We start from the raw sequence: 25,293 nt of genomic DNA on the forward strand, positions 1-25,293 counted from the left end.
CATGGCGCTGAATCCCCGAGTCACCGCGAGCGCCCGAGCCGCCACCACCCCGGCCGGCGCTCCCACCAAGGTCACCCAGGGCTCCCCGACCAAGGGCGGCATCGGCGAGTCCACGCTGCGCCCCGACGGCACCCTCAAGGTCACCGGCGAGTTCGCGTACTCCTCCGACATGTGGCACGAGGACATGCTGTGGGGCCAGATCCTGCGCTCCACCGTCGCCCACGCCGAGATCGTGTCCATCGACACCTCCGAAGCACTCGCCCAGGCCGGTGTGTACGCCGTACTCACCTACGACGATCTGCCGACCGAGGTGAAGAACTACGGTCTGGAGATCCAGGACACCCCCGTCCTCGCCAATGGCGTGGTACGCCACCACGGCGAGCCGGTCGCCCTGGTCGCAGCCGACCACCCGGAGACCGCACGCCGTGCCGCCGCGAAGATCAAGGTCGAGTACCGCGAGCTGCCCGTCGTCACCGACGAGGCCTCCGCGACCGCGCCCGACGCGCCCCTGCTGCACCCGGGCCGCGACGACCACCACGCGGGGCACGTCGCCCACCCCAACATCGTCCACCGCCAGCCGATCGTCCGCGGGGACGCCGACGAGGCCGCCAGGCGTGCGGACGTGATCGTCAAGGGCGAGTACATCTTCGGCATGCAGGACCAGGCCTTCCTCGGCCCCGAGTCCGGTCTCGCCGTGCCCGCCGAGGACGGCGGGGTCGACCTGTACGTCGCCACCCAGTGGCTGCACTCGGACCTCCGCCAGATCGCCCCCGTACTCGGCCTGCCCGAGGAGAAGGTGCGCATGACGCTCTCCGGCGTCGGCGGCGCCTTCGGCGGCCGCGAGGACCTGTCGATGCAGATCCACGCATGCCTGCTGGCGCTGCGCACCGGGAAGCCGGTGAAGATCGTCTACAACCGGTTCGAGTCCTTCTTCGGCCATGTCCACCGCCACCCGGCGAAGCTGTACTACGAGCACGGCGCCACCCGGGACGGCAAGCTCACGCACATGAAGTGCCGGATCGTGCTGGACGGCGGCGCCTACGCGTCCGCCTCCCCGGCGGTCGTCGGCAACGCCTCGTCCCTCTCCGTCGGCCCGTACGTCGTGGACGACGTCGACATCGAGGCGATCGCGCTCTACACCAACAACCCACCCTGCGGCGCCATGCGCGGCTTCGGCGCGGTCCAGGCCTGCTTCGCCTACGAGGCCCAGATGGACAAGGTCGCGGCCGAACTGGGGATGGACCCGGTGGAGTTCCGGCAGATCAACGCCATGGAGCAGGGCACGCTCCTGCCGACCGGGCAGCCGGTCGACTCCCCGGCCCCGGTCGCCGAACTGCTGCGCCGTGTCAAGGCCATGCCGCTGCCACCCGAGCAGCAGTGGGTCACCACCGAAGGCGCCGACGTGCGCGCGCTGCCCGGCGGACTGTCCAACACCACCCACGGCGAAGGCGTCGTACGCGGGGTCGGCTACGCCGTCGGCATCAAGAACGTCGGCTTCTCCGAGGGCTTCGACGACTACTCCACCGCCAGGGTGCGCATGGAGGTCGTGGGCGGATCACCCGTCGCGACCGTGCACACCGCGATGGCGGAAGTGGGCCAGGGCGGTGTCACCGTGCACGCCCAGATCGCCCGCACCGAGCTGGGCGTCACCCAGGTGACGATCCATCCCGCCGACACCCAGGTCGGCTCCGCGGGCTCCACCTCCGCCTCCCGCCAGACCTATGTCACCGGAGGCGCGGTCAGGAACTCCTGCGAGGCCGTGCGTGAACAGGTCCTGGCGATCGGACGCCGCAAGTTCGGCTCGTACCACCCCGCCTGGGCCACCGCCGAGCTACTGCTCGAAGGCGGCAAGGTCGTCACCGACGGTGGCGAGGTGCTCGCCGACCTGGTGGACGTGCTGGAGGACGAGGCCGTCGAGGTGGAGCTCGAATGGCGGCACCGCCCCACCGAGGCCTTCGACCTGCGCACCGGCCAGGGCAACGGCCACGTCCAGTACTCCTTCGCCGCGCACCGCGCGGTGGTGGAGGTCGACACCGAGCTCGGTCTCGTCAAGGTGGTCGAACTGGCCTGCGCCCAGGACGTCGGCAAGGCGCTCAACCCGCTCTCCGTCGTCGGCCAGATCCAGGGTGGCACCACCCAGGGCCTGGGCATGGCGGTGATGGAGGAGATCATCGTCGACCCGAAGACCGCGAAGGTGCGCAACCCCTCCTTCACGGACTACCTCATCCCCACGATCCTCGACACGCCGACCATCCCCGTCGACGTGCTCGAACTCGCCGACGAGCACGCTCCGTACGGGCTGCGCGGCATCGGCGAAGCCCCCACCCTGTCGTCCACCCCGGCCGTCCTCGCGGCGATCCGGAACGCGACAGGACTCGAGCTGAACAGGACACCGGTGCGGCCAGAGCACCTCACCGGTACCTGACAGCCCACCAGCACCCTCCGGACGGTGCGTGCCCCGGTACGCATCAGTCCACGCGCCCGCGCCGTCCGGAGGACCCCGTACCGCACCGCTCGCGGTACGGCAGCCCCGCGGTCACCCCCGCCCAGTGGTTGAGCAGCGTCGTTCGTTCGTCTCGGGCCGTCTCCCGGGTCGTGCAGCCAACGCAAGATCCCAAATCCCGCAGTTCCCCACGGCTTCCACGCCGTGCGCGGGTGCCCCTATGAACCTTGGGAGTAGGCAACCATGACCCAGTCGTCTGTGGAGCCGAAGATCACCGCGGAGGATGCGGGCCCCGGCTCGCCCGTCCCCGCCGGGCGGTCCTGGCTCGACCGGTACTTTCACATCTCCGAACGAGGATCCACAGTCGCGCGCGAAGTGCGCGGCGGCATCACCACCTTCATGGCGATGGCGTACATCCTCCTGCTCAACCCGCTGATCCTGAACGGCAAGGACGCGGCGGGCAACGTCCTCGGCCAGCCCGGCCTCATCACCGCGACCGCGTTCGCGGCGGCCGCGTCCACCCTGCTGATGGGCTTCATCGGCAAGGTCCCGCTCGCCCTCGCGGCCGGCCTGAGCGTTTCAGGCGTCGTCGCTTCGCAGGTGGTGCCGCAGATGACCTGGCCGCAGGCCATGGCCATGTGCGTGGTGTACGGCCTGGTGATCTGCCTCCTGGTCGTCACCGGTCTGCGTGAGCTGGTGATGAACGCGATCCCGCTTGCGCTGAAGCACGGCATCACCATGGGCATCGGCCTGTTCATCGCCCTGATCGGCCTGGTCAAGGCCGGCTTCGTCGGCCACGGCACCGAGTACGGTCCGCCCGTCCAGCTCGGCAGCACCGGTGTGCTCTCCGGCTGGCCCGTGCTGATCTTCTGCGTCACCCTGCTGCTGATCTTCATGCTCCAGGCCCGCCGCATACCCGGGGCGATCCTCATCGGCATCGTCGTCGGCACGGTCGTCGCGGTGGTCGTCCACAACGTCGCAGGGCTCGATGCCAAGGCGTGGAACATGTCCCCGCCCGAGCTGAGCGGCAGCGCGGTCTCCATGCCCGACTTCTCTCTCTTCGGCCATGTCGAGTTCGGCGGCTGGGGCGACGTCGGCGCGATGACGGTCGGCTTCATCGTGTTCACGCTGGTTCTGGCGGGCTTCTTCGACGCCATGGCCACCATCATCGGTGTCGGTACGCAGGCCAAGCTGGCCGACGACAAGGGCCGGATGCCCGGACTGTCGAAGGCCCTCTTCGTCGACGGCGCCGGCGGCGCCATCGGCGGTGTCGCGGGCGGCTCAGGACAGACCGTGTTCGTGGAGTCCGCCACCGGCGTCGGCGAGGGCGCGAGAACCGGTCTCGCGTCGGTGGTCACGGGCCTCTTCTTCGCCGCCTGCCTCTTCTTCACCCCGCTCACGGCGATCGTGCCGCCCCAGGTCGCCTCCGCGGCCCTGGTGGTCATCGGCGCGATGATGATGCAGAACGCCCGGCACGTGGACTGGAACGACCCCTCGGTCGCCATCCCGGTCTTCCTCACGGTGGTCCTGATGCCGTTCACCTACAGCATCACGCCGGGTGTCGCCGCCGGTGTCATCTCCTTCGTCGCCATCAAGGCCGCCCAGGGCAAGGCGCGGGAAGTGGGCGCCTTCATGTGGGGCCTGACCGCGATCTTCGTGGTCTTCTTCGCCCTCAGCCCCATCGAGGGCTGGTTCGGGGTCCACTGACCCCGCGCCGCGCCGGCCACGCACGCAAACCAGACCCCGAGGAGACCGACATGCTGGACATCGCCGAAGAGCTGCACCGGTGGGTCGAGCAGGGACGCGACTTCGCCGTGGCCACCGTGGTGGCGGTCGGCGGCAGCGCGCCCCGGCAGCCCGGTGCCGCACTCGCCGTCGACAGCGGGGGCACGGCGATCGGGTCGGTCTCCGGGGGGTGCGTGGAGGGCGCGGTCTACGAGCTGTGCCGGCAGGCGCTCGAGGACGGCGTGACCGTGCTCGAGCGCTTCGGCTACAGCGACGACGACGCCTTTGCCGTGGGCCTGACCTGCGGCGGGATCATCGACATCCTTGTGACTCCGGTCCGGCGTACCGACACGGCCGCCCGCAGGGTCTTCGCGGCCGCGCTGTCCGCGGCGGCGCGCGGGCAGGCGGCCGCCCTCGCGCGGATCACCGACGGACCGGCCGACCTGATGGGGCGGGCCCTGCTGGTCCACCCGGACGGTTCGTACGAAGGCGGCCTCGGCGGCCACCCCGAACTGGACCGCACCGCGGCCGGCGAGGCCCGCGCACTCCTGGACGCGGGGCGCACCGGCACCGCCGCCATCGGCGCGGACGGCGCCCGCTGCGGACAGCCGCTGACCCTGCTGGTCGAGTCCAGCGTGCCGCCACCCCGCATGATCGTCTTCGGCGCGATCGACTTCGCGTCCGCGTTGGTGCGAGTGGGGAAGTTCCTCGGCTACCACGTGACCGTGTGCGACGCCCGACCCGTCTTCGCGACCCGGCAGCGCTTCCCCGAGGCGGACGGGATCGTCGTGGCCTGGCCGCACCGGTATCTGGCCTCGACCGAAGTCGACGGCCGTACGGTGCTGTGCGTGCTGACGCATGACGCCAAGTTCGACGTGCCGCTGCTCGAACTGGCACTGACGCTCCCGGTGGCGTACATCGGCGCGATGGGCTCGCGCCGCACCCACGAGGACCGCAACCGGCGGCTCCGCGAAGCCGGGGTCACCGAGCCCGCCCTCGCCCGGCTGCGCTCCCCGATCGGCCTCGACCTCGGCGCCCGTACCCCCGAGGAGACGGCCCTGTCGATCGCCGCGGAGATCGTCGCGGACCGCCGCGGCGGAAGTGGCATCTCACTGACGGGCGCGCACACCCCGATCCACCACGACGTCCCGCGTACGCGCGTCGGACTGGTCGCTGCCATGGGCTCGGTGGCCTGACCCGGCGGCCCGGCCGGGCTCCGGGAAGCCGCCCGGCCGGGTCCCAGAAAAGGCGCGTAAATAGACACATAGCTAAAATCGGGGGCATGGCTGAGCGGCCCGCAGCGCCCACAGCGCCCGAGCTGGTCATCGAAACCGACGGGGGCTCGACGCTGATGAGCCCGGACCGGGTCTACCACGTCGGGCGGGACCCGTTGAGCGACATCGTGATCGACGACGCCCGGGTCTCCTGGCACCACGCGGTGCTGAGGACCGAGGCGGACCACTGGACGCTGGAGGACGAGAACAGCACCAACGGCACCTACACCGATGGCCGTCGAATCCGGGAATGGGGCGTGGGCCCCGGGAGCGTCATTCGGTTCGGCAGCCCGCAGGACGGTCCGCGTGCCGTCCTTGTCGGCACCGCACCCGCTGCCCCACCGGAGCCGGCGCGGGCCGCCCCGACGGGTCCCTACGCCGTGACGGCGCCGGCACCGGTCCAGTACCCCGCCGTCACGGGCACCTTCCGGCAGCCGACCACCGTGCGCCCACTGCCCACCCGGACCGTCAGGATCGGCCGCTCACCGGACAACGACCTGCTCATCGACGACCTGATCGTCTCGCGCCGGCATGCCGAGCTGCGTGCCCTGCCCGACGGCAGCTACGAGATCGCGGACCTCGGCAGTCACAACGGCACGTATCTCAACGGTCAGCGCATCACCCGCGCCGCCGTCACGGCAGCGGACATCGTCGGCATCGGCCACTCCACCTTCTGCCTCGTCGGCGACGAACTCCAGGAGTTCGTGGACTCCGGTGAGGTCTCGCTCGACGTCCAGGACCTCGCGGTCTCGGTCGAGGACGGCAAGGGCGGCACGAAGGTGCTGCTGGACCATGTCTCCTTCCCCGTCGGCGAGAAGTGCCTGCTCGGCGTGGTCGGACCGAGCGGAGCGGGGAAATCCACACTGCTCAACGCGCTCACCGGACTGCGCCCCGCCAACCACGGCACGGTCCTCTACGACGGCCGTGACCTCTACCGGGACTACGCCGAGCTCCGCCGCCGCATCGGGCTCGTACCGCAGGACGACATCCTGCACCTCCAGCTCACGGTGCGCCGGGCCCTGTCCTACGCAGCAGAGCTGCGATTCCCCGAGGACACGGCGGAGGCGGAGCGTGAGGCCAGGGTCGAGGAGGTCATCCAGGAACTCGGCCTGGAGCAGCGCGCCGACCAGCCCATCCACACCCTCTCGGGCGGACAGCGCAAACGCGTCAGCGTCGCACTCGAACTGCTCACCAAGCCCTCGCTGCTGTTCCTGGACGAACCGACCTCGGGTCTCGATCCCGGGATGGACCGCTCGGTCATGCATATGCTGCGCGGGCTCGCCGACGACGGCCGCACGGTCATCGTCGTCACGCACAGCGTGCTCAGCCTGGATGTGTGCGACCGGCTGCTGGTGCTCGCACCGGGCGGGCGGATCGCCTTCTTCGGAGCCCCCGAGGATGCCCTGTCGTTCTTCGGCTTCGACGACTGGCCCGTGGCCTTCGAGGCGTTCGAGAACGATCGGGGCCGCGACTGGGCGGGCCAATACCGCGCGTCCCCGTACTTCCACCAGCACATCGGCAGCCTCGGTGCGGGAGTCCAGCCGCGGGCGCAGGACACGGACCGTCAGTCGGTGGACGTGGCGCCACCGCCCAAGTCGCAGAGCTGGTTCGCCCAGCTGTGCACGCTCGTACGGCGCTACGCGGCCGTGCTGAGTGCCGACCGCACCTTCCTGATCATCATGATCGCTCTGCCGTTCGGCATGGGTGCGATGGCGCGGGGCCTGGCCGGCAGCAAGTTCACCCAGGAGACCGCGCTCGACGCCCTGCTCGTGCTGTGCGTGGGCGGGGTCCTGACCGGCGCGGCGAACGCGGTACGCGAACTCGTCAAGGAACGGGTCATCTACCAGCGGGAGCGGGCCGTCGGGCTGTCCAGGTCCGCGTATCTGATGTCCAAGGTCGTGGTGCTGGGCGTGATCACCGTCGCCCAGGCCGTGGTGCTCACCCTCGTCGGCCTGCTCGGCGTCGATCTGAGCACCCCCGGCGGCATGGGGGTGCTGATGCCTCCGCTGATCGAGATCACCCTGGCCGTCGCGCTGCTGTCGTTCACCTCGATGATGATGGGCCTGGTGATCTCCGCGCTCGTGCCCAAGGAGGAGGTCACCATGCCGCTGCTGGTGCTCCTCACCATGCTCCAGATCGTGTTCTGCGGGGCACTGCTGGATCTGGACGGAGTGCTGGGCATGGAGCAGATCGCCTGGCTGGTCCCGGCCCGCTGGGCCTTCGCGGCGATGTCGGACACCGTGGACATAGCCCGCATCGTGCCAGGCCCCGACACCGACGATCCGCTCTTCGAGCACTCCGCCGCCCTCTGGGCGCAGAACATGGCCGTGATGGCGGTGTACTGCGTCTTCCTCTGGTTCGTGCTCGCCCGACTGCTCAGGCGCCATGAACCCGAGGTCATGCGGAAGTAGACGGCGGAGGATGCGACATGGTGGATATGCCTGAGGTGACTGAATTCGCCGCCGTGCCGGGTTTCCGGCCGACGCATGTCGTCCCCGGTGACGGGCTGCCCACCTGGGAGAGTCCGGACGCCTCCCGGCCCAGCGCGCCGCTCGACCCCTTCCTCCCGGTGGAACTCCTCGACCGGCGCGGTGACTGGGGCCGTGTGCTGTGCGCCAACGGCTGGTCCACCTGGGTCGACGGGCGGTTGCTCGTCCCCGTACCGCAGTCCCCGCCACCGGCCGGTCAGCCGCTCGCCCGGACGGCGGACCCGCGGCCCCTGCTCGACCGCGCCGAGGAGCTGCTGGGGCGCTACCGGCGGGCGGTGGACGACCTGGCGGAGCAGCGCACGGACGGGGAGGCCTTCCGCAGGGCCACCCAGGGCATGCGGGTGGGGATGGTCGTGGACGGGGAGTCGATGTGGTTGTACGAGGCGGAGCACGAGCGTTGGGTGTACTGCGACGGTGACCAGCTGACCGTGTTCGTGACGGAGGGGTTCCCGCCGGGGCCGGGTGCTGTCGGCCGGGGTGCGGCGCCGGGCGGTCCCGGATCCCGACCGGACGCCGAGGACGACGGGCCCTCGGCCCGTCCGCCCACGCAGATCGTCAGCCATGACGGCACCATGCCCGGCAACGGCGACCGCGGGTGAGCTACCTCGTGCGGTCGCCCGGCACGTCGCCCGGTACGCCGCCGCGACGGCGTACGGGACCGGCCAGCAGCGACCCGATCAGCCCTGCCGCGAGCCCCCAGACCAGCGCAAGACCCAGCGCGCCCCACAGTCGCGGTCGCAGCGACACCTCCCCGCCCAGGCTCCCGATGTCGCCGATCCCGATGACCGACAGGCCGTACTGCGCGCCGATCCGGACGAGCAGGCACACCACCAGCACGGTCAGGGCCAGCGCGACACCCATGTGGACGGCGTGCTCCCAGGGCCGTACCCGGGCCGGCGATCGTGCGGCCATCACGAACGCCGAGGCGAGCACCAGCACCACGGCGGCCACGAGCAGCCACCACGCGCGCCCGTCCCGTTGGGACAGCGTGGACAGGTTGAGCGTCGAACCGCCCGGTGTACGCAGCACCTCGTCCAGTACCGGTGGCACCGGTAGCCCGAACGGCCCCTTGACCGTGCCGTCCCAGGAGGCGCCCAGACCGAGTGTGAGCGCCAGCCACGCCAGATTCGGCAGGCCGAGCAGGATCACCGCGAACGTCCGGCCCGCATGCCCCTGAGTCGCGGCGACGACCAGCCCGGCGCACAGACCGACGGCCACATAGGCGAGCAGCAGCGCCAGCATCGCGAACGCCGCGGGGCGCACCGACGCCTGGAAGCGCACGAGCCGGGCGGGCAGCGGAGCCCGCCGAGACACCAGCAGTGCCATCGCGATCACCCCGATCAGCCACAGCAGGCCGTACAGCAACGTGGGTCCGACGTCGGCGGCGAAGCCGACCTCGGGCGTGGCGTCGAGCAGGTCCCCGATGTCACTGAGCAGCGAGTCGCCCAGCGGAATCTCGAAGGTCTGGTGCGCCAGCGCGGCCAGGCCGGCGAGCCCCAGCAGCCAGAAGACGGCCAGCCTGCCGAAGCGGAGCAGCAGCTCGCCGGTGCCCGCGACCGCGCGGTGCCGGAGCGGCCGCAGGAAGAGCCAGGCCGTCACCAGGGCGCCCACAAGGCTCACGGACAGGGGCACCACGGTGAACTCGGCCTGGGTTTCGGCGATCGCCCCCGCGTCCCCGGCTAGGTCCACGGTGCCGCCCGCCGCCATGACGACGATCGCGGCGACGGTACGGGGGAACGGGTTCCCGGGAAGTCCGGTGCCGCCTGCCGCCCAGAGCCCGAGCGCGGCCACGATGATCATGGAGACCAGGCCCGCCACGACGGCGGCCAGCGCGTCGGCCCAGTCCCGGACTGCATGACCGAGGCCGCTCCGGGAGGCTGCTCGCTGGCTCACGGAGCCACGGTAACCAGCGGTGCGGTGGGGGCGCGCGCCGGAGGGGGCCGATCGCGTACGGCTTGCAGGCGGCACGGAGCCGGGGCACACAATTGGGGGTGAGCGATCAGCCGACGCCTGACCGACCCGAAGGGCCTCCCACCGGCCCCCTCTCCGGCCGGGATTCGGAGCCACGGCCGTCGCCGTCAGGCCCCCCGGCGGGGCCGCCGAGCGGAGGCGGCCCCCGCCCGTCCGGTGGAGGCGCGGGCGAAGGCCCACCGAACGGTGGGGGCGGTGACGGCGGTCGCGGTTCCGGGGGCGGCGCGGGGGAGGGGAAGAGCGCGGGCGAGCCCTGGTACCGGTCCATTCCCAAGATCGCCGCGGTCACCGCGGCGATCGTCGCCGCTGCCGTGCTGGCCATCATGCTCACCCGCCCGGGTGGCCCCACGGTCGCCTCGGGCGAGATCTTCATGCAGCCCGCGAACGAGACCGGCCCCGACCCGTTCACCGCGTCCACGGCGAACGGCACCGCCGATGCCCCGCCCGCCGCCCTGCCCAGCGCGGCGACGGCCACGCGGTCGCCGTCCGGGACCTTCGTACGGGGGGTGGACGGGGCGACCCCGGGCCTCTACGGAGGCAGCCGCAACACCGCGAGCTGCGACACCGGGAAACAAGTGAGGTTTCTCGCCATCCAGCCCGAGAAGAACCGGGCCTTCGCCTCGGCCCTGGGCATTCAGCCGACCGCCGTCGCGGGCTACCTCCGCTCGATGACCTCACTGCGGCTGAGGCTGGACACCCGCGTCACCAACCACGGCTACCAGGACGGCAAGGCGACCTCCTACCAGGCCGTACTACAGGCCGGTACAGCCGTCCTCGTCGACGACCGAGGGGTGCCCCGGGTGCGGTGTGCCTGCGGCAATCCGCTGACGCCGCCGGTCGAGGTCCAGCGCGCGGTGAAACGCACGGGCAAGACCTGGAGCGGTTTCGACCAGGCCCGTGTGGTGATCGTCCAGCCCGCGCCCCGAACCGTGGACGCCTTCGTCGTCCTCGACTTCGGGGACCACGCGTACTTCTCCCGCGACCGCGCCGACACGGGTACCCACGACAAGCCCGTGGCGCCACCCAAGGACCCCACGACCCCGACTGAGGTCCCGTCAGCGCCGGAGGGCGGCGTTTCCAGCCGCCCCGATGGCTCGACGCCCCCGGACCGCGCCACCAGCCCGGGGGAGACCGCATCCACCGCGAGCTGCGCACCGGGGTCCGGCACGGCGGGCTGCCCATCCGTCTCGCCCCCGGCCGAGAGCCCCGCCGAGGGGAGCCCGCCGCCTGACGGACCCTCGACACGGAGCCCCTCGGCCGGCGTCACCGGGCAGCCGGAGACCCCGCCCGGCAGCGCGCCCCCGGTCGAGCCGCCACCCGGGCTGCCCGACATCCCCGACCAGCAGCCGGCCCCGGAGTCCCGTCCCGCGCCTGATTCCAGCTCCGCCCCCGCTGAAGGCTGATCGCCCGGGCGGGCGCTCCGCTCGCCGACCGGTGCACACAGCCGCGTGCGGAGTACAGCCCGGCTCCTCAGCCCGGGACGGGGCCTGTGCGGGCGGACAAGGGACTGCGGCCAGACGGGAGACAGGTCCTGAGCGGGCGCTACCTCGGCGGCTGCGTTGCCGGCCGCTCCTCGCCGAGAGCCGGACGGCGCGGGCGCATACGGGCTGCCAGCAGTGCCACATCGTCCCCGGCGTCGTTCGCCCAGCTCCCTGACCACCGCGTCGGCCAGGTCCTGCACCGGAGTGCGGCAGGGCACGCGCACCCGGGTCAGGGACTCGTCGATGTCCTCGCCGCGCCGCTCGACCAGCCCGTCCGTGTAGAGCAGCAGCGTGTCGTCGGCCGTGAGCGAGCGGGTGACCAGCTCATAGCCACCGAGGCCGGTACCGAGCGGGGGCCCGACGGGTACGTCGATCACCTCGGCGGTACCCGCGTCGGTGAACACCACGGGCGGGAGGTGACCCGCGCTGGAGAAGCTGGCGAGCCCGCGCGCCGGGTCGACCCGGACCAGCAGACAGGTCGCGGGGCGGGCACTGGTGTCGGCGATGGCGAGGTCGAGCTGGCGCAGCACCCGGTGCGGCGGCAGATCGGCGGCGGCGACATCGCGCAGCATCGCGCGGTACGTGTTCATCTCCACGGCCGCCTCGACGCCGTGGCCCATCACGTCTCCCATGACGAGCAGGGTCCGCCCGTAGTGGAGGCGCACCGTCTCGAACCAGTCGCCGCCCACCAGATTTCTGGTGCCGACCGGCAGGTAGCGGGTCGCGAGCTCGAGGTTGGGGTGCGGCTTGCCCGGTTCGGTCAGCAGCGCGCGCTGCAACTCGACCGTGGTCCGCTGCTCCGCCGCGTACTGTCTGGCGTGCGCGATGCCGACGGCCGCGAGCCTTACGGCGTGGCTGGCTATGAGGACGTCGTTGCGGCTGAATCCGGCGTGTGGACGGGCCAGCAGCGCGACTCCCATGACCTGGCCTTTCACGCTTTTCACGTCGCCCGCTTCGCCGGCATCGACCGCGCCGGTCCTGCTTCCCGTGCCGCCTGGTACGACGAGCGGCACCGCCAGCACAGAGGTGTCGCCGTCGGCCGCGCGCTCGGTGGTGGGCAGACCGGAAGCGACGGCGCGCGCGGCGACCGCGCCGGAGAGGCGGTCCTCCGCCCCGAACAGGTCCTTGGGCCCTGCGACCGCTGCCCTGTGCATCCCGGCCGGGACGGCAGGTCTGTGCGGCGCCCGCTGGCGGGCCGGAGCGGGAAAGACCTCCACCGCCGCCGCGTCCGCGAGCCTGGGGCTCAGGAACTCCGCCAACTCCCGGCAGGTGACCGACTCGTCGAGGGAGGTCCCGATCCGGTCGACGGCGTCATCGGCTGCCGCGAGGCGGGTCCGGGTCAGCCTCAGCTCTTCGTGCGGCCCGGGGTCGGAGGTCCCGGCCGCGTCATCGAGCCCCCGGGTTCCGGGGTCTTCGGCCTCGGACGTGCGGAGTCCGCGACGGCTCTGGGGCCAGTCACCGCGATCGGCTGCCACACGATCACCTCCTCCCCTCGCGGGGCGGTGACCCCAGCTTGCTCCACGGCTTCACCGCTCGCACCACCTGACGGAAACACGCTGATAAGTCCGTCCGGGGCATCAAGCGAGCCTCGAACGGGTGTCCATGATCCCATCCGGACCGGGCGATGGTCCTGCAGTCGGCACCCGGCGCCGACACGTTTGATCAGACCGTAATACGGTCCTCTTCGCCGTGGCCTCGCCGGGGACGCATCGAGGCCTCGACCGAGGGCTCGATACGGGAGAGCTGCGCCAGGAGGCCGTTCAGCCACACCTCGAGGTCGATGAGCATGGGCAGCGGACGGCCGTCCGTCGGCGCGGGGACCCGGGTGGTGTCCGTGGTGCGCGGCAGGGCGTCGCCGTCGTCGGCGGCGAGCTCGGCGAGATGGTCACTGGTCTCGCTCAACCGGGCCGCGGTGTCCCGCGCCCAGCTGGCCGCCTCGTACGGGACCTTCACCACCGGCAGATCGATCCTGGGCAGCCACAGGGTGCCGAGCAGCACGTGTTCCGTGGCGATCAGCACACCGTGCCAGTCGGCGTAGGGCCCCGAGGACTGCGGCGGCTCGCTGCGGTACTGGGCGTACGCGGTCTCCGCGAGCCGCAGCCGGTGCAGGGCGGGCAGCGTCGAAGGCGGCTCCTTCGAGCCGGGCGGACTTGCCAGGAGCGCCTCGACGGTGCCCGTGACCAGGGGGTGGAACGACTGCAGCAGGGCGGCCATGGTCCGGCGCACCTCACGTCTGGCACCGGCGGGCCAGGCGATCAGCCCGCACAGGAGTCCGACCGCGCTGCCCGTGAGGATGTCGACGATCCGTTCCTCGGCGAGCTGCCAGGACGTGGGTGCGATCTGGGCGAACGCACAGGCCACGACCAGGGTGAACAGTGCCTGTGCCCAGGCGATCCCGAGCAGCGGCCCCAGCGCGAAGGCGGCGAGCATGCCGGGCACGAGCGCCGCCGCGTACACCGCGGAGTGCTGGCCGAAGCCCACGAGGAGCGCCCCGGCCGCCACCGCGCCCACGAGGTTCCCGGCGAGCGCCTGACGGATCGCGGACCAGGTCTCCCCGGCGGTGGTCCGCCCCAGCGTCAGCACGGCGAGCAGCACCCAGAACCCGTGCGCCAGATCGAGCGATCCCGCCACCAGCCGTGCGGCGCCGAGGCCCAGGGCGATGCGCACCGCGTTCTGGAACATCACCGAGTGCAGGGTCATGTTCCCGAGCAGTCGCCGCGCCCACAGGCGCGGGGCGCTCATGTCCGCGTACCAGAACAGCTCCTGCGGCGGGATCGGACCTGTCTTGTGCCCCTCGAGACCCACCCGGATGGCGGTTTCCACGATCCGCGCCGACTCCGCGATCCCCAGTACCAGAGCCTGCCGCCGCAGCAGGGGCACGGACGGTACGCCGTCGGGTGGACCGATCGCCTGTCCGATCCGCAGCGACTGGAAATCGGTCATGGCGTCCTCGAGCACGCTGGGCAGCGCGGGTGGACGGTTCTCGCGCAGGGCCGTCGCGGTCGTGGTGCAGAGCCCGGCGACCCGGTTGAGCAGCGTGTCGCAGGAGGTGCGCGCGAGCTCCCTGGCGCTCGGGGACTGACCGCTGCCCGGTGCCCACGGGGTCCCTTCCCGCTCCGGTACCGGAGCGAGGCTCGTTTCGCCGTACCGGGCGAGCTGGTCGAGCAGGCGGCGTACCGCGTTGCCCCCTTGGGACATGCCCCGGTCCCTGCGCCAGGGCCCGGCGGGCCGCTCGGCGGGCGGCAGCCTGGAGAACCGCAGCTCCTGGCCCGTCGCGCGGAGCCGCTCGGGCGGGACCGACCCCGGCTCGCGGGCGGCCGTGGCCGCGAGGTCGAGCGCGTCCGCCAGCCGGGTCCGGTAAGTGGGCGGTGCGGGCGCGGGGAGCATGAAGATCTCGAAGGCGGCGAGCAGCAGTACGCCCACGGTCAGACCGGCCAGCCGGAGCAGGAGCGTGTCAGGGGCGTAGGGCGGGAAACAGGCCAGGATGTAGAAGAGCTGGAGTCCCGGGGCGGCACCGGCCGGGAGCGGGCCGGCCACCGCCGAGAAGGCCAGGCAGAAGCCGACGACCAGCATCCCCAGCACCGCGGCCCAGGTCCGTACCGCCAGCAGCGTGCCCAGGGTGACCAGCAGCAGCGCCACGGGCAGCGACTTGAGCATGACCACGGATCGCTGGCGCCCGGATCCCGGGATGGGGGAGAGACCGCCGAGGGCGATGGGCGCGAAGAGGGCGTACAGCGCCAGCTCGGGCTGGTGGAGCGCGTACAGGAAGACGTAGAAGCCGATGCTGGTGGCGGCGGTCACCCGGATCGCACGGTGCACGATCTCGGTCCGCTCCGCCTTGCTCTTGCCGGTCACTGCGGGGCCCCGCCGAAGGCCGCCGTCCTCGCGGCCGATGACGACTCAGCGCGCATGCGCATGTTCCTCTCAGCCGGCGGCGCCGTCCCGGGCGCCGGGACCGGGACGAATCCCATTGTGGGACGGGGCCGTCGCCCCCGCAGCCCGGCCGGTCGTCACGCGGCCGGAGTGCGCGCGGCCGGGCGAGCCCGGATCGCGGGGAGCGGGGGCCGGGGCGACCATGGTGCAGCAGGGGCGGGGCTCCGGGGGCCGAGGCAGGCGGTCAGGAGGTCAGGACGGTGTACTTGCTCGTCCCCGTGGTGTTCGCGCTCGCAGCGGCGCTCAGCAACGCCATCGCCACCGTGCTCCAGCGCAAGGCCGCGACGAGTGTGCCGAGCTCCCAGGGCTTCCGCGCGGGGCTGATGCTCGATCTGCTGCGGCGGCCCGTGTGGCTTTCCGGGATCATCGCCGTCATCGTCGCGGGCGTCTGCCAGGCACTGGCCCTCAACACCGGGCCGCTGACGGTGGTCCAGCCCCTTTTCGTGCTCGAACTGCCGCTCACACTGATCGTGGCCTCGCTGCTGATGCGCCGCCATCTCGCCCGCGGCGGCTGGATCGCCGTGGCCTGTGTGGTGGTGGGCCTGGGCGTGGCCCTTGCCGCGCTCGCGCCCACGGGCAACCGCACCCATGTACCGCTGGACCGCTGGCTGCCCGCCCTCATCGGGTGCGTGGGGGCGGTGATCGTGCTCTCCGCGGTGGCGCTGCGACGCCCGGAGGGCCGGGTGCGGGCGGCCTGTCTGGGGACCGCCACCGCCATCTGCTTCGCCCTGACTGCGGCCCTGATGAAGGAGGCCACCCACATCCTCGACGACCAGGGGGCCGTGGCGTTCTTCACCGCCTGGCAGACATACGGCTTCGCTGCGGCCGGGGCCGGGGCGCTCTTCCTGCTCCAGAACGCCATGCAGGCGGGCCCGTTGGTCGCCTCCCAGCCCGCGATCACCCTCGGCGACGCGATGGTGAGCCTGGCCCTCGGTGTCGTGGTCTACGAGGAGCACGTCCGCTCCGGCTGGTGGCTGCTGCCGCAGCTGCTCGGTTTCGCGCTGATCGGGCTGGGTGCCGTCACGCTCGCGCGGATCCCGCTCACCCAGTCCCTGGTGGCCCCTGACGAGACCGCCGGGGTACCCGCCCCGGCCGCACAGCCACCGCCGTGAGCGCCGCTTACGGAATTCACTGGTCGCCAAAGTTGACCAAAACAGTACAAAAAGCGTTTCATTGCAGGTGAAAGGGTCACGCCAGGCTTCCAAAGGAGGCAGCCCCATGACCACCCATCCGAGTATCGAACAACATCCCGACCTTGCCGAGATGCGCGCCCGCTTCGAGCGCGCGACCTCCACCCCCCGCGCCCAGGCGATAGAGACACTGGCCCTGCTCACGGGCCTCTACCTCGCCGCATCGCCGTGGATAGCGGGCTTCAACGGCCTTACCACGCTGGCCGTGACCAACCTGATCACCGGCGTCGCCTATGTCCTGTGCATGAGCGGTGTCGGCTCGGCCTACGAGCGGACGCACGCCATGGCCTGGTGCGCCATCGTGATCGGGGCATGGACGATCATCAGCCCATGGGTCGTCGCCGGAGGCGTCGCCACCACGGGCACGATCGTCAACAACGTCATCGTCGGCGTCCTGGCACTCTGCCTCGGCCTGGCCATGGCCGCCATGAGCGGCGGCGGGGCGACCGGCGCCCGCCGCTCCGGTCTGGGATCGATGCGCTGACGCACCGCCCCTCCTGCTGGCTCAGCTCCGGCTGAACAGCGCTGACACAAGACCTCTTGGGCCGCGGTCCGTCCCCTGGCCCGCGGTCCAAGAGCCCGTCAGCCCGGCCCTCCGGCCGGCTTCGTCACTCCCGCACGTGCGCGATCAGCAGCGCCACGTCGTCCTGGCCAGACCCGGCACGCAGCGACTCGAGCAGCCGGTCGCAGGTCTCCTCAAGGCCCATGCGTGGCCCGTCGAGCAGCCCGAGCAGCACCCCGAGCCGGACGTCGATGTCCTCGTCGCGGGTCTCCACCAGTCCGTCCGTGTAGAGCACGAGCCGGTCTCCCGGGGCGACATCCACGGTGACGGCGCGGAACGGGACCCCGCCCACGCCAAGCGGTGCGCCGGTGGGCAGTTCGAGCAGCTGCGGCGGGCCTTCGGGCCGTACCAGCACCGGGGGCAGGTGCCCCGCGGTCGCGATGGTGCAGTGCCCCTGGTGCGGGTCGTAGAGCGCGTAGAGACACGTGGCGATGTACGACCCGAGCCCGATGGTGATGTCGTCGAGATGCCGCAGCACCTGCGCCGGGTCGAGATCGAGGGCCGACAGGGTGCGGGTGGCCGTGCGCAACTGACCCATCGCGGTGGCGGCGTTGATCCCGCTGCCCATCACGTCCCCCACCACCAGCGCGGTCCGGTCACCGCTGAGCGGCAGGATGTCGTACCAGTCGCCGCCGACCTCGCCCGCGGCACCAGCGGGCTGGTAGCGCGAGGCGACCTCCAGCCCGGTCACCGGTGGTGGCTGCTGGGGCAGCAGGCTGCGCTGGAGCGTCAGCGCGGTGTTGCGCTGCTGCTGGTACCAGCGTGCGTTGTCGATGCACACCGCCGCCCGGGCGGCCAGCTCGGAGGCGAGCAGGACATCGTCCGAGTCGAACGGCACCTGGTTGCGGAACCTCTTGAGGTCGAGCGCCCCGAGCACCTCACCCCGGGCGATCAACGGCACCGCCAGGTACGAGTGCACTCCCGCCTCGGCGAGCAGCACGGCCGCATCCGCATCGCGCGCGATGCTGATCAGGTCGTCCTCGCCCACGTGGGGGATGACCACCGGGGTGCCCGTCCGCACACACCTCGTCACCAGGCGCGCGGCGTCGTACCGGGCCAGTTCACCGGGCTGGTCGGCTGCCTGGAGCGCGGGGGTGGGCTCCGCCGCGGTGACGGCGAGTGCGCGTATCACCGCCCGGCCACCTGCCGGAATCTCCTCACGGCGGCCCTCGACGGCTGAGTCCAGGACATCCACGGCCGCTATGTCGGCGAGCTCCGGAACCGCGACATCGGCCAGTTCCCGTGCGGTCTGCCGGAGATCCAGAGTGGTACCGATACATACCGCGGCGTCGGCCACCATCGTCAGCCGCCGTCTGGCGCGCTCGGCGACCTTGGCGGCGTGGTGCCGGTCCGTGACGTCCACGACCGAAGCGGCCAGGCCGAGGATCCGCCCTCCGGGGTCCTCCAGCCGGTACAGGGAGACCGACCAGGCCCGCTCGGTGCCGGGCTCGGCCGGCGTACGCCCGACGACCTGCCGGTCCAGTACCGGCGTACCGGTGTCCAGGACCTTGCGCATCGAGATCTCGATGGTGCCGTCGTCCCGGAACGGCAGGGTTTCGTCGGCCGGGCGGCCGATCTGCTCTGCGGCGGGGATGCCGTTGATCCGCTCCAGCGCGGTGTTGGCGGCGACATAGCGCAGGTCGGCGTCCAGCACGGCGAGCCCGATGGGGGACTGGTCCACCAGCCGCACGGACAGCGCGAGGTCCCGTTCGACACGGCGCAGGGTCGACTGCTCGGTGGCCAGGCCGAGGGCGTAGTAGCCGCCGTGCACGTCCTGGAGGCGCATGTTGCGCATCTCCAGATACCGGATGCCGCCGTCCTTGTGCCGTATCGGGAAGACCCCCGCCCAGCTCTCACCACTGCCCATGACCTGGGCGAACAGATGCACCACGAGGTCGACGTGCTCATCGGAGACCAGCAGCCGGGCGGCGTACTGGCCCAGTGCCTCCTCCGGGGCGTAGCCCAGCAGGTGTTCGGCCTGCGGGCTCCACAGGGCGATCCGGCCTTCGTCGTCGAGCACGATCGCCGCCATCCGCAGTACGTCCAGCAGGCCCCCGGGCGGGGCAGGGCCGAACTCCACCTGGCCGACCGGAGCCGGGCCGTCGGAGTACGCGTCCGTGCCACCCATGCCAAGCAGCTCCTCCCGCCGTCACGGCGTCCTCGTACTGTCCCCTGGCCGCGCGCGTTCCATATTCCCCCCGCGACCATGGACACGCACCCCCCGCGGGCGGATCGGGACAGGGCCGTGATCCTGGGAGAATTCCCCTGATCGGCCCCCGCATGCGTCCCGATCGCCCCACGTGCCCATCGCGACGCCCCTCGTGACCCGTCGCTCGCGCCCGATCACCTTCAGCCGCCTGCCCCAGGCCAGGGCCGGGAGCGCTATGTTGAGCACGAATGGGACAAGAAGGAGGCACAGGGTGCCATCAGGGCAGCAGCAGGCGCGGGCACAGGCCTCCGCGATCACACCGGGACGCCAGACCCCGGACGCGGAACTCTCGCCGGCGGACAAGGTCCGTGCGCTGTTCGGCGGTCACCGCCTGTCTCCGGGGCAGCGTCGTATCGCGCAGTACATCACCGACCATCTGACCGAGGCCGCTTTCCTGTCCATCACGGATCTGGCCGAGCGCGTGGGCGTGAGCCAGCCCTCGGTCACCCGCTTCGCGTCCTCGCTGGGCTTCAGCGGCTATCCCGCGCTCCGTGAGGCCCTCCAGCCCATCGCCCTGAGTGCCGTGGCCGGCGCCCAGGACACGGGCGAGGAACACCGCAGCAATGAGCTCCAGGCGGCCGTGGACGCCGAGATCGCCAATCTTGAGAGCCTGCGCCGCGTCCTCGCCGACACCGACCAGGTGCTGGCGCTGGGGCGCGCACTGGCCCATTCGGTCCCCTTGACGATCCTGGGGCTGCGTATCTCCGCCTCTCTCGCCGAGTACTTCGCGTACGCCGCCAGGCGCATCCACCCTGATGTGCGCCTGGTCTCGCGTGGCGGCAGCGTGGCCTTCGACGCGCTGCTCCAGTCCCGGGAGGCGGGCGGCACCTGGGTGCTCGCCTTCGCCATGCCGAGGCATGCGAAGGAGACCCTTGCGGCGGTGCGGGCGGCCCGCCGGACGGGGCTGCGTACCGCCCTGATCACCGATCTCACGCTGGGGCCGCTGGTCGACGAGGCCGATGTGACCCTCACCGCGGCGACTGGATCACGCCTTGTTTTCGATTCGTACGCGGCGCCGGGTGTGCTGTCCGCGGCCGTGCTCCAGGCCATGGCGGACGCCGACCCCGAGCGCACGCAAACGCGGCTTGAGCAGTACGAGCAGGCGGCGGAGCAGCACGACTTCTTCCTCGAGTACTGACCGGTCGGGACGTGCCGGGGCATGGGTGTTTTCAGCCACCGAGCAGCATGAAATTTTTCATACGCTTGCTTACTTGGCAGTATATTTATTTACTGTCCTTGGCACCCCGGACGGCACTCCTCCTCGTCGGACCCACGGTGTTCTGTTTCGGGTACTCCGCTCCCCTCGGAGTGCCCCGACCCGGTGGCCCCGGTCAACCCCTGGGCCGGGCCGCCGGGCCGTACAGCTCGCGGCATCCCCTCTATGACACGCTGAGGCGGTGAGCCGCCCCCGGCGGGAAACCGGGCTACGGTCCCGAGGTGAAGACTCGCCCCGGTCGTCCCTGCCCCCTCGGCGCCACCTATGACGGCACCGGCACCAACTTCGCCCTGTTCTCGGAAGTGGCCGAGAAGGTCGAGCTCTGTCTCATCGACGACGATGGCGCCGAAGAGGAACGTGTCGCACTGACCGAAGTCGACGGCTTCGTCTGGCACGCCTACCTGCCGCGCGTGGAGCCGGGCCGGCGCTACGGCTTCCGGGTGTACGGGCCCTTCCGCCCCGCCGACGGCCACCGCTGCAATCCCGCCAAGCTCCTCCTCGATCCCTACGCCAAGGCCGTCGACGGCCAGATCGACGGGCATCCCTCGCTGTCCGGCCACCGGCACGACCGCCCCGACGAGCCCGACAGCAGCGACAACCTCGGCCACACCCCGCTGTCCGTGGTCACCAATGCCTTCTTCGACTGGGGCAACGACCGCCCGCCCAGCCGTCCGTACCACGAGTCCGTCATCTACGAGGCCCACGTCAAGGGCCTCACCCGGACCCACCCCGAACTGCCCGAAGCCATCCGCGGTACCTACGCGGGAATCGGGCACCCGGCGGTCATCGAGCACCTCACCGGCTTGGGCGTGACGGCGATCGAGCTGATGCCGGTGCACCAGTTCGTCCAGGACGGCCACCTGCGGCAGCGCGGACTGTCCAACTACTGGGGCTACAACACCATCGGCTTCTTCGCCCCGCACAACGCCTACGCCTCCACCGGCAGCCGCGGCCAGCAGGTGACCGAGTTCAAGAGCATGGTCAAAGCCCTCCACGAGGCCGGAATCGAGGTCATCCTCGACGTCGTCTACAACCACACAGCCGAAGGCAACGACCGGGGTCCGACGCTGTCCTTCAAGGGCATCGACAACACCGCCTACTACCGGCTGGTGGACGGCGACCGCCGCCACTACTACGACACCACCGGCACCGGCAACAGCCTGCTGATGCGGCACCCCAACGTCCTGCAGCTCATCATGGACTCGCTGCGCTACTGGGTCACCGAGATGCACGTGGACGGCTTCCGCTTCGACCTCGCGGCCACCCTCGCCCGCCAGTTCCACGAGGTCGACCGGCTCTCCGCCTTCTTCGACCTGGTCCAGCAGGATCCGGTGATCAGCAGGGTGAAGCTGATCGCCGAGCCGTGGGACCTCGGCGAGGGCGGCTACCAGGTGGGCAACTTCCCACCGCTGTGGTCGGAATGGAACGGGCGCTACCGCGACACGGTCAGGGACTTCTGGCGCGGCGAGCCGTCATCCCTCGCCGAGTTCGCCTCCCGGCTGACGGGCTCGGCCGACCTCTACCAGGACGGACGCCGCAGACCCCGGGCGAGCGTCAACTTCGTCACCGCGCACGACGGTTTCACCCTGCGCGACCTGGTCTCCTACGACGAGAAGCACAACGAAGCCAACGGCGAGGACGGCAACGACGGCGAAAGCCACAACCGTTCATGGAACTGCGGCGCCGAAGGCCCCACCGACGACGTGTCCGTACGCGAACTGCGGGCACGGCAGCAGCGCAATCTGCTGACCACCCTGCTGGTCTCCCAGGGCGTGCCGATGCTGGCCCACGGCGATGAACTGGGCCGCAGCCAGCAGGGCAACAACAACGCCTACTGCCAGGACAGCCCGCTGTCGTGGGTCGACTGGGAGCTGGACGGGGAGCGGCGGGAACTGCTGCGCTTCACCCAGCGCCTGCTGCGGCTGCGAGCCGCCCACCCCGTCCTGCGCCGGCGGCGCTATTTCCACGGCGGGAACGACGGCAACGGCATCGCCGACCTGCTGTGGCTGCGCCCGGACGGCGAGGAGATGCGGGAGGAGGACTGGGCGCGGCCGGACTCCCGTGCCGTGGGGGTGTTCCTCAACGGCGACGCCATCACGGAGCCGGACGCCTTCGGCGAGCCGGTGACCGACGACACCTTCCTCATCCTGCTGAACAGCCATCACGAGCCGGTCGACTTCCGGGTGCCGGACCACACGCACGGCGAGAGCTGGTCCGTCGAGGTGGACACCGGGGCACCGGCCGGCGACACCGACGAGACGGAGATCAAGGCCGGCGCCCGGGTCACGGTCGAGGCACGCAGCACACTCGTCCTGCTGCGTACCCGGTCCGGAGCGTTCCGCCGGTCCGGCGTCGCCGACCCGGGCGCGTGACCCTCCCCTACCGGGGGCCCTCCGGCTCGGACAGAGCCTAAGGGGCCGTGTCCGGCCTGGTGCCCGACGCTGCGGCGGTCTGACCGGAAAGAGCCCCCGGCGAAGCGGCGAGCGCCTCGACCAGCCAGCAGTGTGTGAGCCCCAGATTGGGCCCCGCATTCCCGGACAGTGTGGCGACATGCTGCCAGTAGCGCTGGAACAGCGGGATCGTGCTGTGCAGTTGGGCTCCCATGAAGGCCCGGAAGCCCGGTGTGTCCTCCTCGTACCGGGACCGGGCACACGCACCCGAGAAGTGGTCGAGCGCCGCACCGGCCTGGGGCGGCACCCCCTCGGTGACCAGCGAGTCGGCCAGCTCGGACGCGTCGAGCAACTCCGCGTACAGCGAGGCCTTGTCGCGGACGTTCGGGCACTCCCAGTACAGCGGGAACTGCGGGTGCGCGGTCAGTGAGTGCAGTTCGGCGTAGGCGAGCACGGCCTCCGCGGTCGGGTCGGCGGGCGGATCCGGCACGGCCTGCGCGGTGATGGTGTCGACCAGCCGGGCAGGTATGGACGACGGGATCGTCCGCTCCCAGGAGCGGATGAGGTGGTCATGCGCCTCGGGTAGCTGCTGTACCCGGGCCAGCACCTCAAGGCGTCTCAGTCGCTCGGATCCTGAGCAGTCGTCAAGCGCCTTCAGCGTGGCCTCACGCCAGCGCAGCTCTGTCAACCTCCTCTGAACGAGGTTGAGTTCGTCCGTCACCAGGTCGCTGATGCTGCGCTCGCCGGTGGCCACCTCGGCGACGGTGGCGATCGGTGTGTCCAGGGCGCGCAGCCGCTGAACCAGCCGCAGTTGTTCGAGCGCCTCCGGCGCGTAGCGGCGATGGCCGCCGCTGCTGCGCTCCCCCATGGGCAGCAGCCCGATGTCGGAGTAGTACCGGATCGTCTTCACCGAAAGACCGGTGTGACGTGCCAACTCCCCGATGGACCATGTGATTCGCTTCACAACCCCTTGAACCTCCAGTGCACGGGAGGTTTTAGCGTACGGAGTGCCAGGCCGCACCACCTCCGCGGCCCGGCAGAACCGGCTGACGAACGGGGGCTTGGTCCAGCCGGTGCACGGGGGAGGGGGTGGCTCGGGCGCCACGCGAGTGGACTGCCCGAGCCGCCACCACGAACTTCCCCGCAGCTGCCAGCAGTTACGCGGTGCGATGCGCTTTCACCTGCGTCCACCGGGGCGGAAGGTCACCGGCAGGGTCTGGGGTCCGCGCAGCCCACCGGGCCGCCAGCGCAGCTCGCCGGGCGGAACCGCCAGGGCGAGGCCGGGGAGCCGGCGCAGCACCGTGCCGATGGCGATCTGGCCCTCGAGGCGGGCGAGCGGCGCACCCAGGCAGTAGTGGATGCCGTGCCCGAAGGCGAGATGGGTGTTGTCGCGCCGGGTGATGTCCAGCCGGTCCGGTTCGGGGAACCGCCCGGGATCGCGGTCGGCGATGGCCGACGCGATCACCACGGTCGCGCCGCGCGGGACGCTCACACCTCCGATGACGACGTCCTCGCGCGCGAACCGAGCGATGCCGGGGTTCACCGGACCGTCGTAGCGCAGGAACTCCTCGATCGCGCCCGGCAGCAGCTCGGGGTCCTCTCGCAGCAGTGCGAGCTGGTCGGGGTTGGCGAGGAGCGCGGCCACCCCGCTGCCGATCAGATTGACGGTGGTGATGTATCCGGCGGCCAGCAGCAGGAACGACATGGCGATCAGCTCGTCCTCGTTCAGCCGCTGCTCCTCGTCCCGGGCGGTGATCAGCGCACTGAGCAGGTCGTCTCCGGGTCGTGCCCGCTTGGACTCCATGAGTTTGGCGAGATACGCGTGCATCTGCTGCCATGCCCCGTCCACCACGGCCGGATCGGGCATCTCGGCCCTGCGCAGGATCATGTCGTCGGTCCAGCGCTGGAAGTCATGCCGGTCGGATACGGGCACCCCGAGCAGTTCACTGATCACCGTGACCGGGAGGGGCAGGGCGAAATCCGCGACCAGGTCGGCATGGCCGGCCGGGGCGATGCCGTCGATCAACCGGTCGGTGAGCTCCTGGACCCGGGGCCGTAGCTCGGCCACCCGACGCGCGGTGAATGCCTTGGACACCAGCCTGCGCAGCCGGGTGTGGTCGGGCGGGTCGCTGCGGAGCATGTTGCTCAGCATGGACTCCCGTTCGGTGGACGGAAGTTGCTCCATCAGGCGGGGGTCGGATGCATCGCGTACGTCACTGCTCAGCCTCGGGTCCGACAGGGCCGCGAGTCCGTCCTCGTACCGCGTGACCAGCCAGGCCTCCACGCCACCCGCGATGACGGCGCGGCGCACCGGGCCGTCCTCTCGCAGCTCGCGGTAGAGCGGGAAGGGGTCGGCGACGAAGGCCGGATCGGCGTAGGGCAGAAGGACGGGCTGCTGGCTCATCGGTGC

The 25,293-nt window shown here is 71.3% G+C and carries 15 protein-coding genes and 1 pseudogene; 10 read left to right on the forward strand and 6 right to left on the reverse strand.

Features of this window, described 5'->3' with window-relative positions:
- Nucleotide 1 precedes the first annotated feature (1 nt).
- The 5 genes from ABZ532_RS26305 (at nucleotide 2) to ABZ532_RS26325 (ending at nucleotide 8,530) form a co-directional block, all read left to right on the forward strand.
- Nucleotides 2-2,425 carry a molybdopterin cofactor-binding domain-containing protein gene (locus ABZ532_RS26305; RefSeq protein ID WP_361288606.1) on the forward strand — a complete coding sequence of 808 codons (2,424 nt, stop codon included), beginning with the start codon at nucleotides 2-4 and terminating at the stop codon, nucleotides 2,423-2,425.
- 261 nt (nucleotides 2,426-2,686) lie between these two features.
- Nucleotides 2,687-4,150, forward strand: a complete 1,464-nt coding sequence (locus tag ABZ532_RS26310; protein ID WP_361288609.1) for an NCS2 family permease — start codon at nucleotides 2,687-2,689, stop codon at nucleotides 4,148-4,150.
- Between the two features lie 50 nt (nucleotides 4,151-4,200).
- Entirely contained in the window at nucleotides 4,201-5,364 is a 1,164-nt protein-coding gene (locus ABZ532_RS26315; RefSeq protein ID WP_361288612.1) for an XdhC/CoxI family protein, read from the forward strand.
- Between the two features lie 86 nt (nucleotides 5,365-5,450).
- Nucleotides 5,451-7,853 carry an FHA domain-containing protein gene (locus ABZ532_RS26320; RefSeq protein WP_361288615.1) on the forward strand — a complete coding sequence of 801 codons (2,403 nt, stop codon included), beginning with the start codon at nucleotides 5,451-5,453 and terminating at the stop codon, nucleotides 7,851-7,853.
- A gap of 26 nt (nucleotides 7,854-7,879) precedes the next feature.
- Entirely contained in the window at nucleotides 7,880-8,530 is a 651-nt protein-coding gene (locus ABZ532_RS26325) for a hypothetical protein (RefSeq protein ID WP_361288737.1), read from the forward strand.
- 1 nt (nucleotide 8,531) lies between these two features.
- Here the strand turns inward: ABZ532_RS26325 and ABZ532_RS26330 are convergent, their stop codons facing one another.
- Nucleotides 8,532-9,824: a streptophobe family protein gene (locus ABZ532_RS26330; RefSeq protein WP_361288618.1), complete on the reverse strand. Its 1,293-nt coding sequence runs from the start codon at nucleotides 9,822-9,824 to the stop codon at nucleotides 8,532-8,534.
- Nucleotides 9,825-10,273: 449 nt separating this feature from the next.
- Between ABZ532_RS26330 and ABZ532_RS26335 the strand changes: the two genes are divergently transcribed.
- On the forward strand, nucleotides 10,274-11,305 hold the full coding sequence (locus ABZ532_RS26335) for a DUF6777 domain-containing protein (RefSeq protein ID WP_361288740.1): 1,032 nt from the start codon (nucleotides 10,274-10,276) through the stop codon (nucleotides 11,303-11,305).
- Between the two features lie 290 nt (nucleotides 11,306-11,595).
- Here the strand turns inward: ABZ532_RS26335 and ABZ532_RS26340 are convergent.
- Both ABZ532_RS26340 and ABZ532_RS26345 read right to left on the reverse strand, forming a co-directional pair.
- Nucleotides 11,596-12,537 (reverse strand): annotated as a pseudogene (locus tag ABZ532_RS26340) (PP2C family protein-serine/threonine phosphatase); the annotation flags it as partial.
- Between the two features lie 508 nt (nucleotides 12,538-13,045).
- Nucleotides 13,046-15,238: an FUSC family protein gene (locus ABZ532_RS26345; protein WP_361288621.1), complete on the reverse strand. Its 2,193-nt coding sequence runs from the start codon at nucleotides 15,236-15,238 to the stop codon at nucleotides 13,046-13,048.
- Between the two features lie 278 nt (nucleotides 15,239-15,516).
- Here ABZ532_RS26345 and ABZ532_RS26350 point away from each other — a divergent pair, with 278 nt between their 5' ends.
- The gene (locus ABZ532_RS26350; protein WP_361288624.1) at nucleotides 15,517-16,428 is read left to right on the forward strand and encodes a DMT family transporter; all 912 of its coding nucleotides are present in this window, start codon (nucleotides 15,517-15,519) and stop codon (nucleotides 16,426-16,428) included.
- A 106-nt stretch (nucleotides 16,429-16,534) separates the two neighbouring features.
- Complete coding sequence (locus ABZ532_RS26355; RefSeq protein WP_361288627.1) at nucleotides 16,535-16,990, forward strand: SPW repeat protein; 456 nt, start codon at nucleotides 16,535-16,537, stop codon at nucleotides 16,988-16,990.
- Between the two features lie 124 nt (nucleotides 16,991-17,114).
- On the opposite strand, the gene ABZ532_RS26360 is transcribed toward ABZ532_RS26355, so the two are convergent.
- The gene (locus ABZ532_RS26360; protein WP_361288630.1) at nucleotides 17,115-19,196 is read right to left on the reverse strand and encodes a SpoIIE family protein phosphatase; all 2,082 of its coding nucleotides are present in this window, start codon (nucleotides 19,194-19,196) and stop codon (nucleotides 17,115-17,117) included.
- Nucleotides 19,197-19,488: 292 nt separating this feature from the next.
- On the opposite strand from ABZ532_RS26360, the gene ABZ532_RS26365 reads away from it, so the two are divergent.
- Nucleotides 19,489-20,415: a MurR/RpiR family transcriptional regulator gene (locus tag ABZ532_RS26365; protein ID WP_361288633.1), complete on the forward strand. Its 927-nt coding sequence runs from the start codon at nucleotides 19,489-19,491 to the stop codon at nucleotides 20,413-20,415.
- 299 nt (nucleotides 20,416-20,714) lie between these two features.
- Nucleotides 20,715-22,865: a glycogen debranching protein GlgX gene (gene glgX / locus ABZ532_RS26370; RefSeq protein WP_361288635.1), complete on the forward strand. Its 2,151-nt coding sequence runs from the start codon at nucleotides 20,715-20,717 to the stop codon at nucleotides 22,863-22,865.
- Nucleotides 22,866-22,902: 37 nt separating this feature from the next.
- On the opposite strand, the gene ABZ532_RS26375 is transcribed toward glgX, so the two are convergent.
- Nucleotides 22,903-23,847 (reverse strand): MerR family transcriptional regulator, encoded by a 945-nt coding sequence (locus ABZ532_RS26375; RefSeq protein WP_361288638.1) that lies wholly within the window; start codon nucleotides 23,845-23,847, stop codon nucleotides 22,903-22,905.
- Nucleotides 23,848-24,060: 213 nt separating this feature from the next.
- Nucleotides 24,061-25,287 carry a cytochrome P450 gene (locus tag ABZ532_RS26380; RefSeq protein ID WP_361288641.1) on the reverse strand — a complete coding sequence of 409 codons (1,227 nt, stop codon included), beginning with the start codon at nucleotides 25,285-25,287 and terminating at the stop codon, nucleotides 24,061-24,063.
- Between the last annotated feature and the right edge of the window lie 6 nt (nucleotides 25,288-25,293).

Origin of the sequence: Streptomyces sp. NPDC019396, assembly GCF_040632375.1 — a bacterium.
GTDB lineage: Bacteria > Actinomycetota > Actinomycetes > Streptomycetales > Streptomycetaceae > Streptomyces.

Coding starts and splice junctions, on each gene's coding strand:
- ABZ532_RS26315 (WP_361288612.1), top strand. CDS start 4,201: ATGCTGGACATCGCCGAAGAGCTGCACCGGTGGGTCGAGCAGGGACGC.
- ABZ532_RS26360 (WP_361288630.1), bottom strand. CDS start 19,196: ATGGGTGGCACGGACGCGTACTCCGACGGCCCGGCTCCGGTCGGCCAG.
- ABZ532_RS26310 (WP_361288609.1), top strand. CDS start 2,687: ATGACCCAGTCGTCTGTGGAGCCGAAGATCACCGCGGAGGATGCGGGC.
- ABZ532_RS26355 (WP_361288627.1), top strand. CDS start 16,535: ATGACCACCCATCCGAGTATCGAACAACATCCCGACCTTGCCGAGATG.
- ABZ532_RS26335 (WP_361288740.1), top strand. CDS start 10,274: ATGCAGCCCGCGAACGAGACCGGCCCCGACCCGTTCACCGCGTCCACG.
- ABZ532_RS26325 (WP_361288737.1), top strand. CDS start 7,880: ATGCCTGAGGTGACTGAATTCGCCGCCGTGCCGGGTTTCCGGCCGACG.
- ABZ532_RS26380 (WP_361288641.1), bottom strand. CDS start 25,287: ATGAGCCAGCAGCCCGTCCTTCTGCCCTACGCCGATCCGGCCTTCGTC.
- ABZ532_RS26305 (WP_361288606.1), top strand. CDS start 2: ATGGCGCTGAATCCCCGAGTCACCGCGAGCGCCCGAGCCGCCACCACC.
- ABZ532_RS26320 (WP_361288615.1), top strand. CDS start 5,451: ATGGCTGAGCGGCCCGCAGCGCCCACAGCGCCCGAGCTGGTCATCGAA.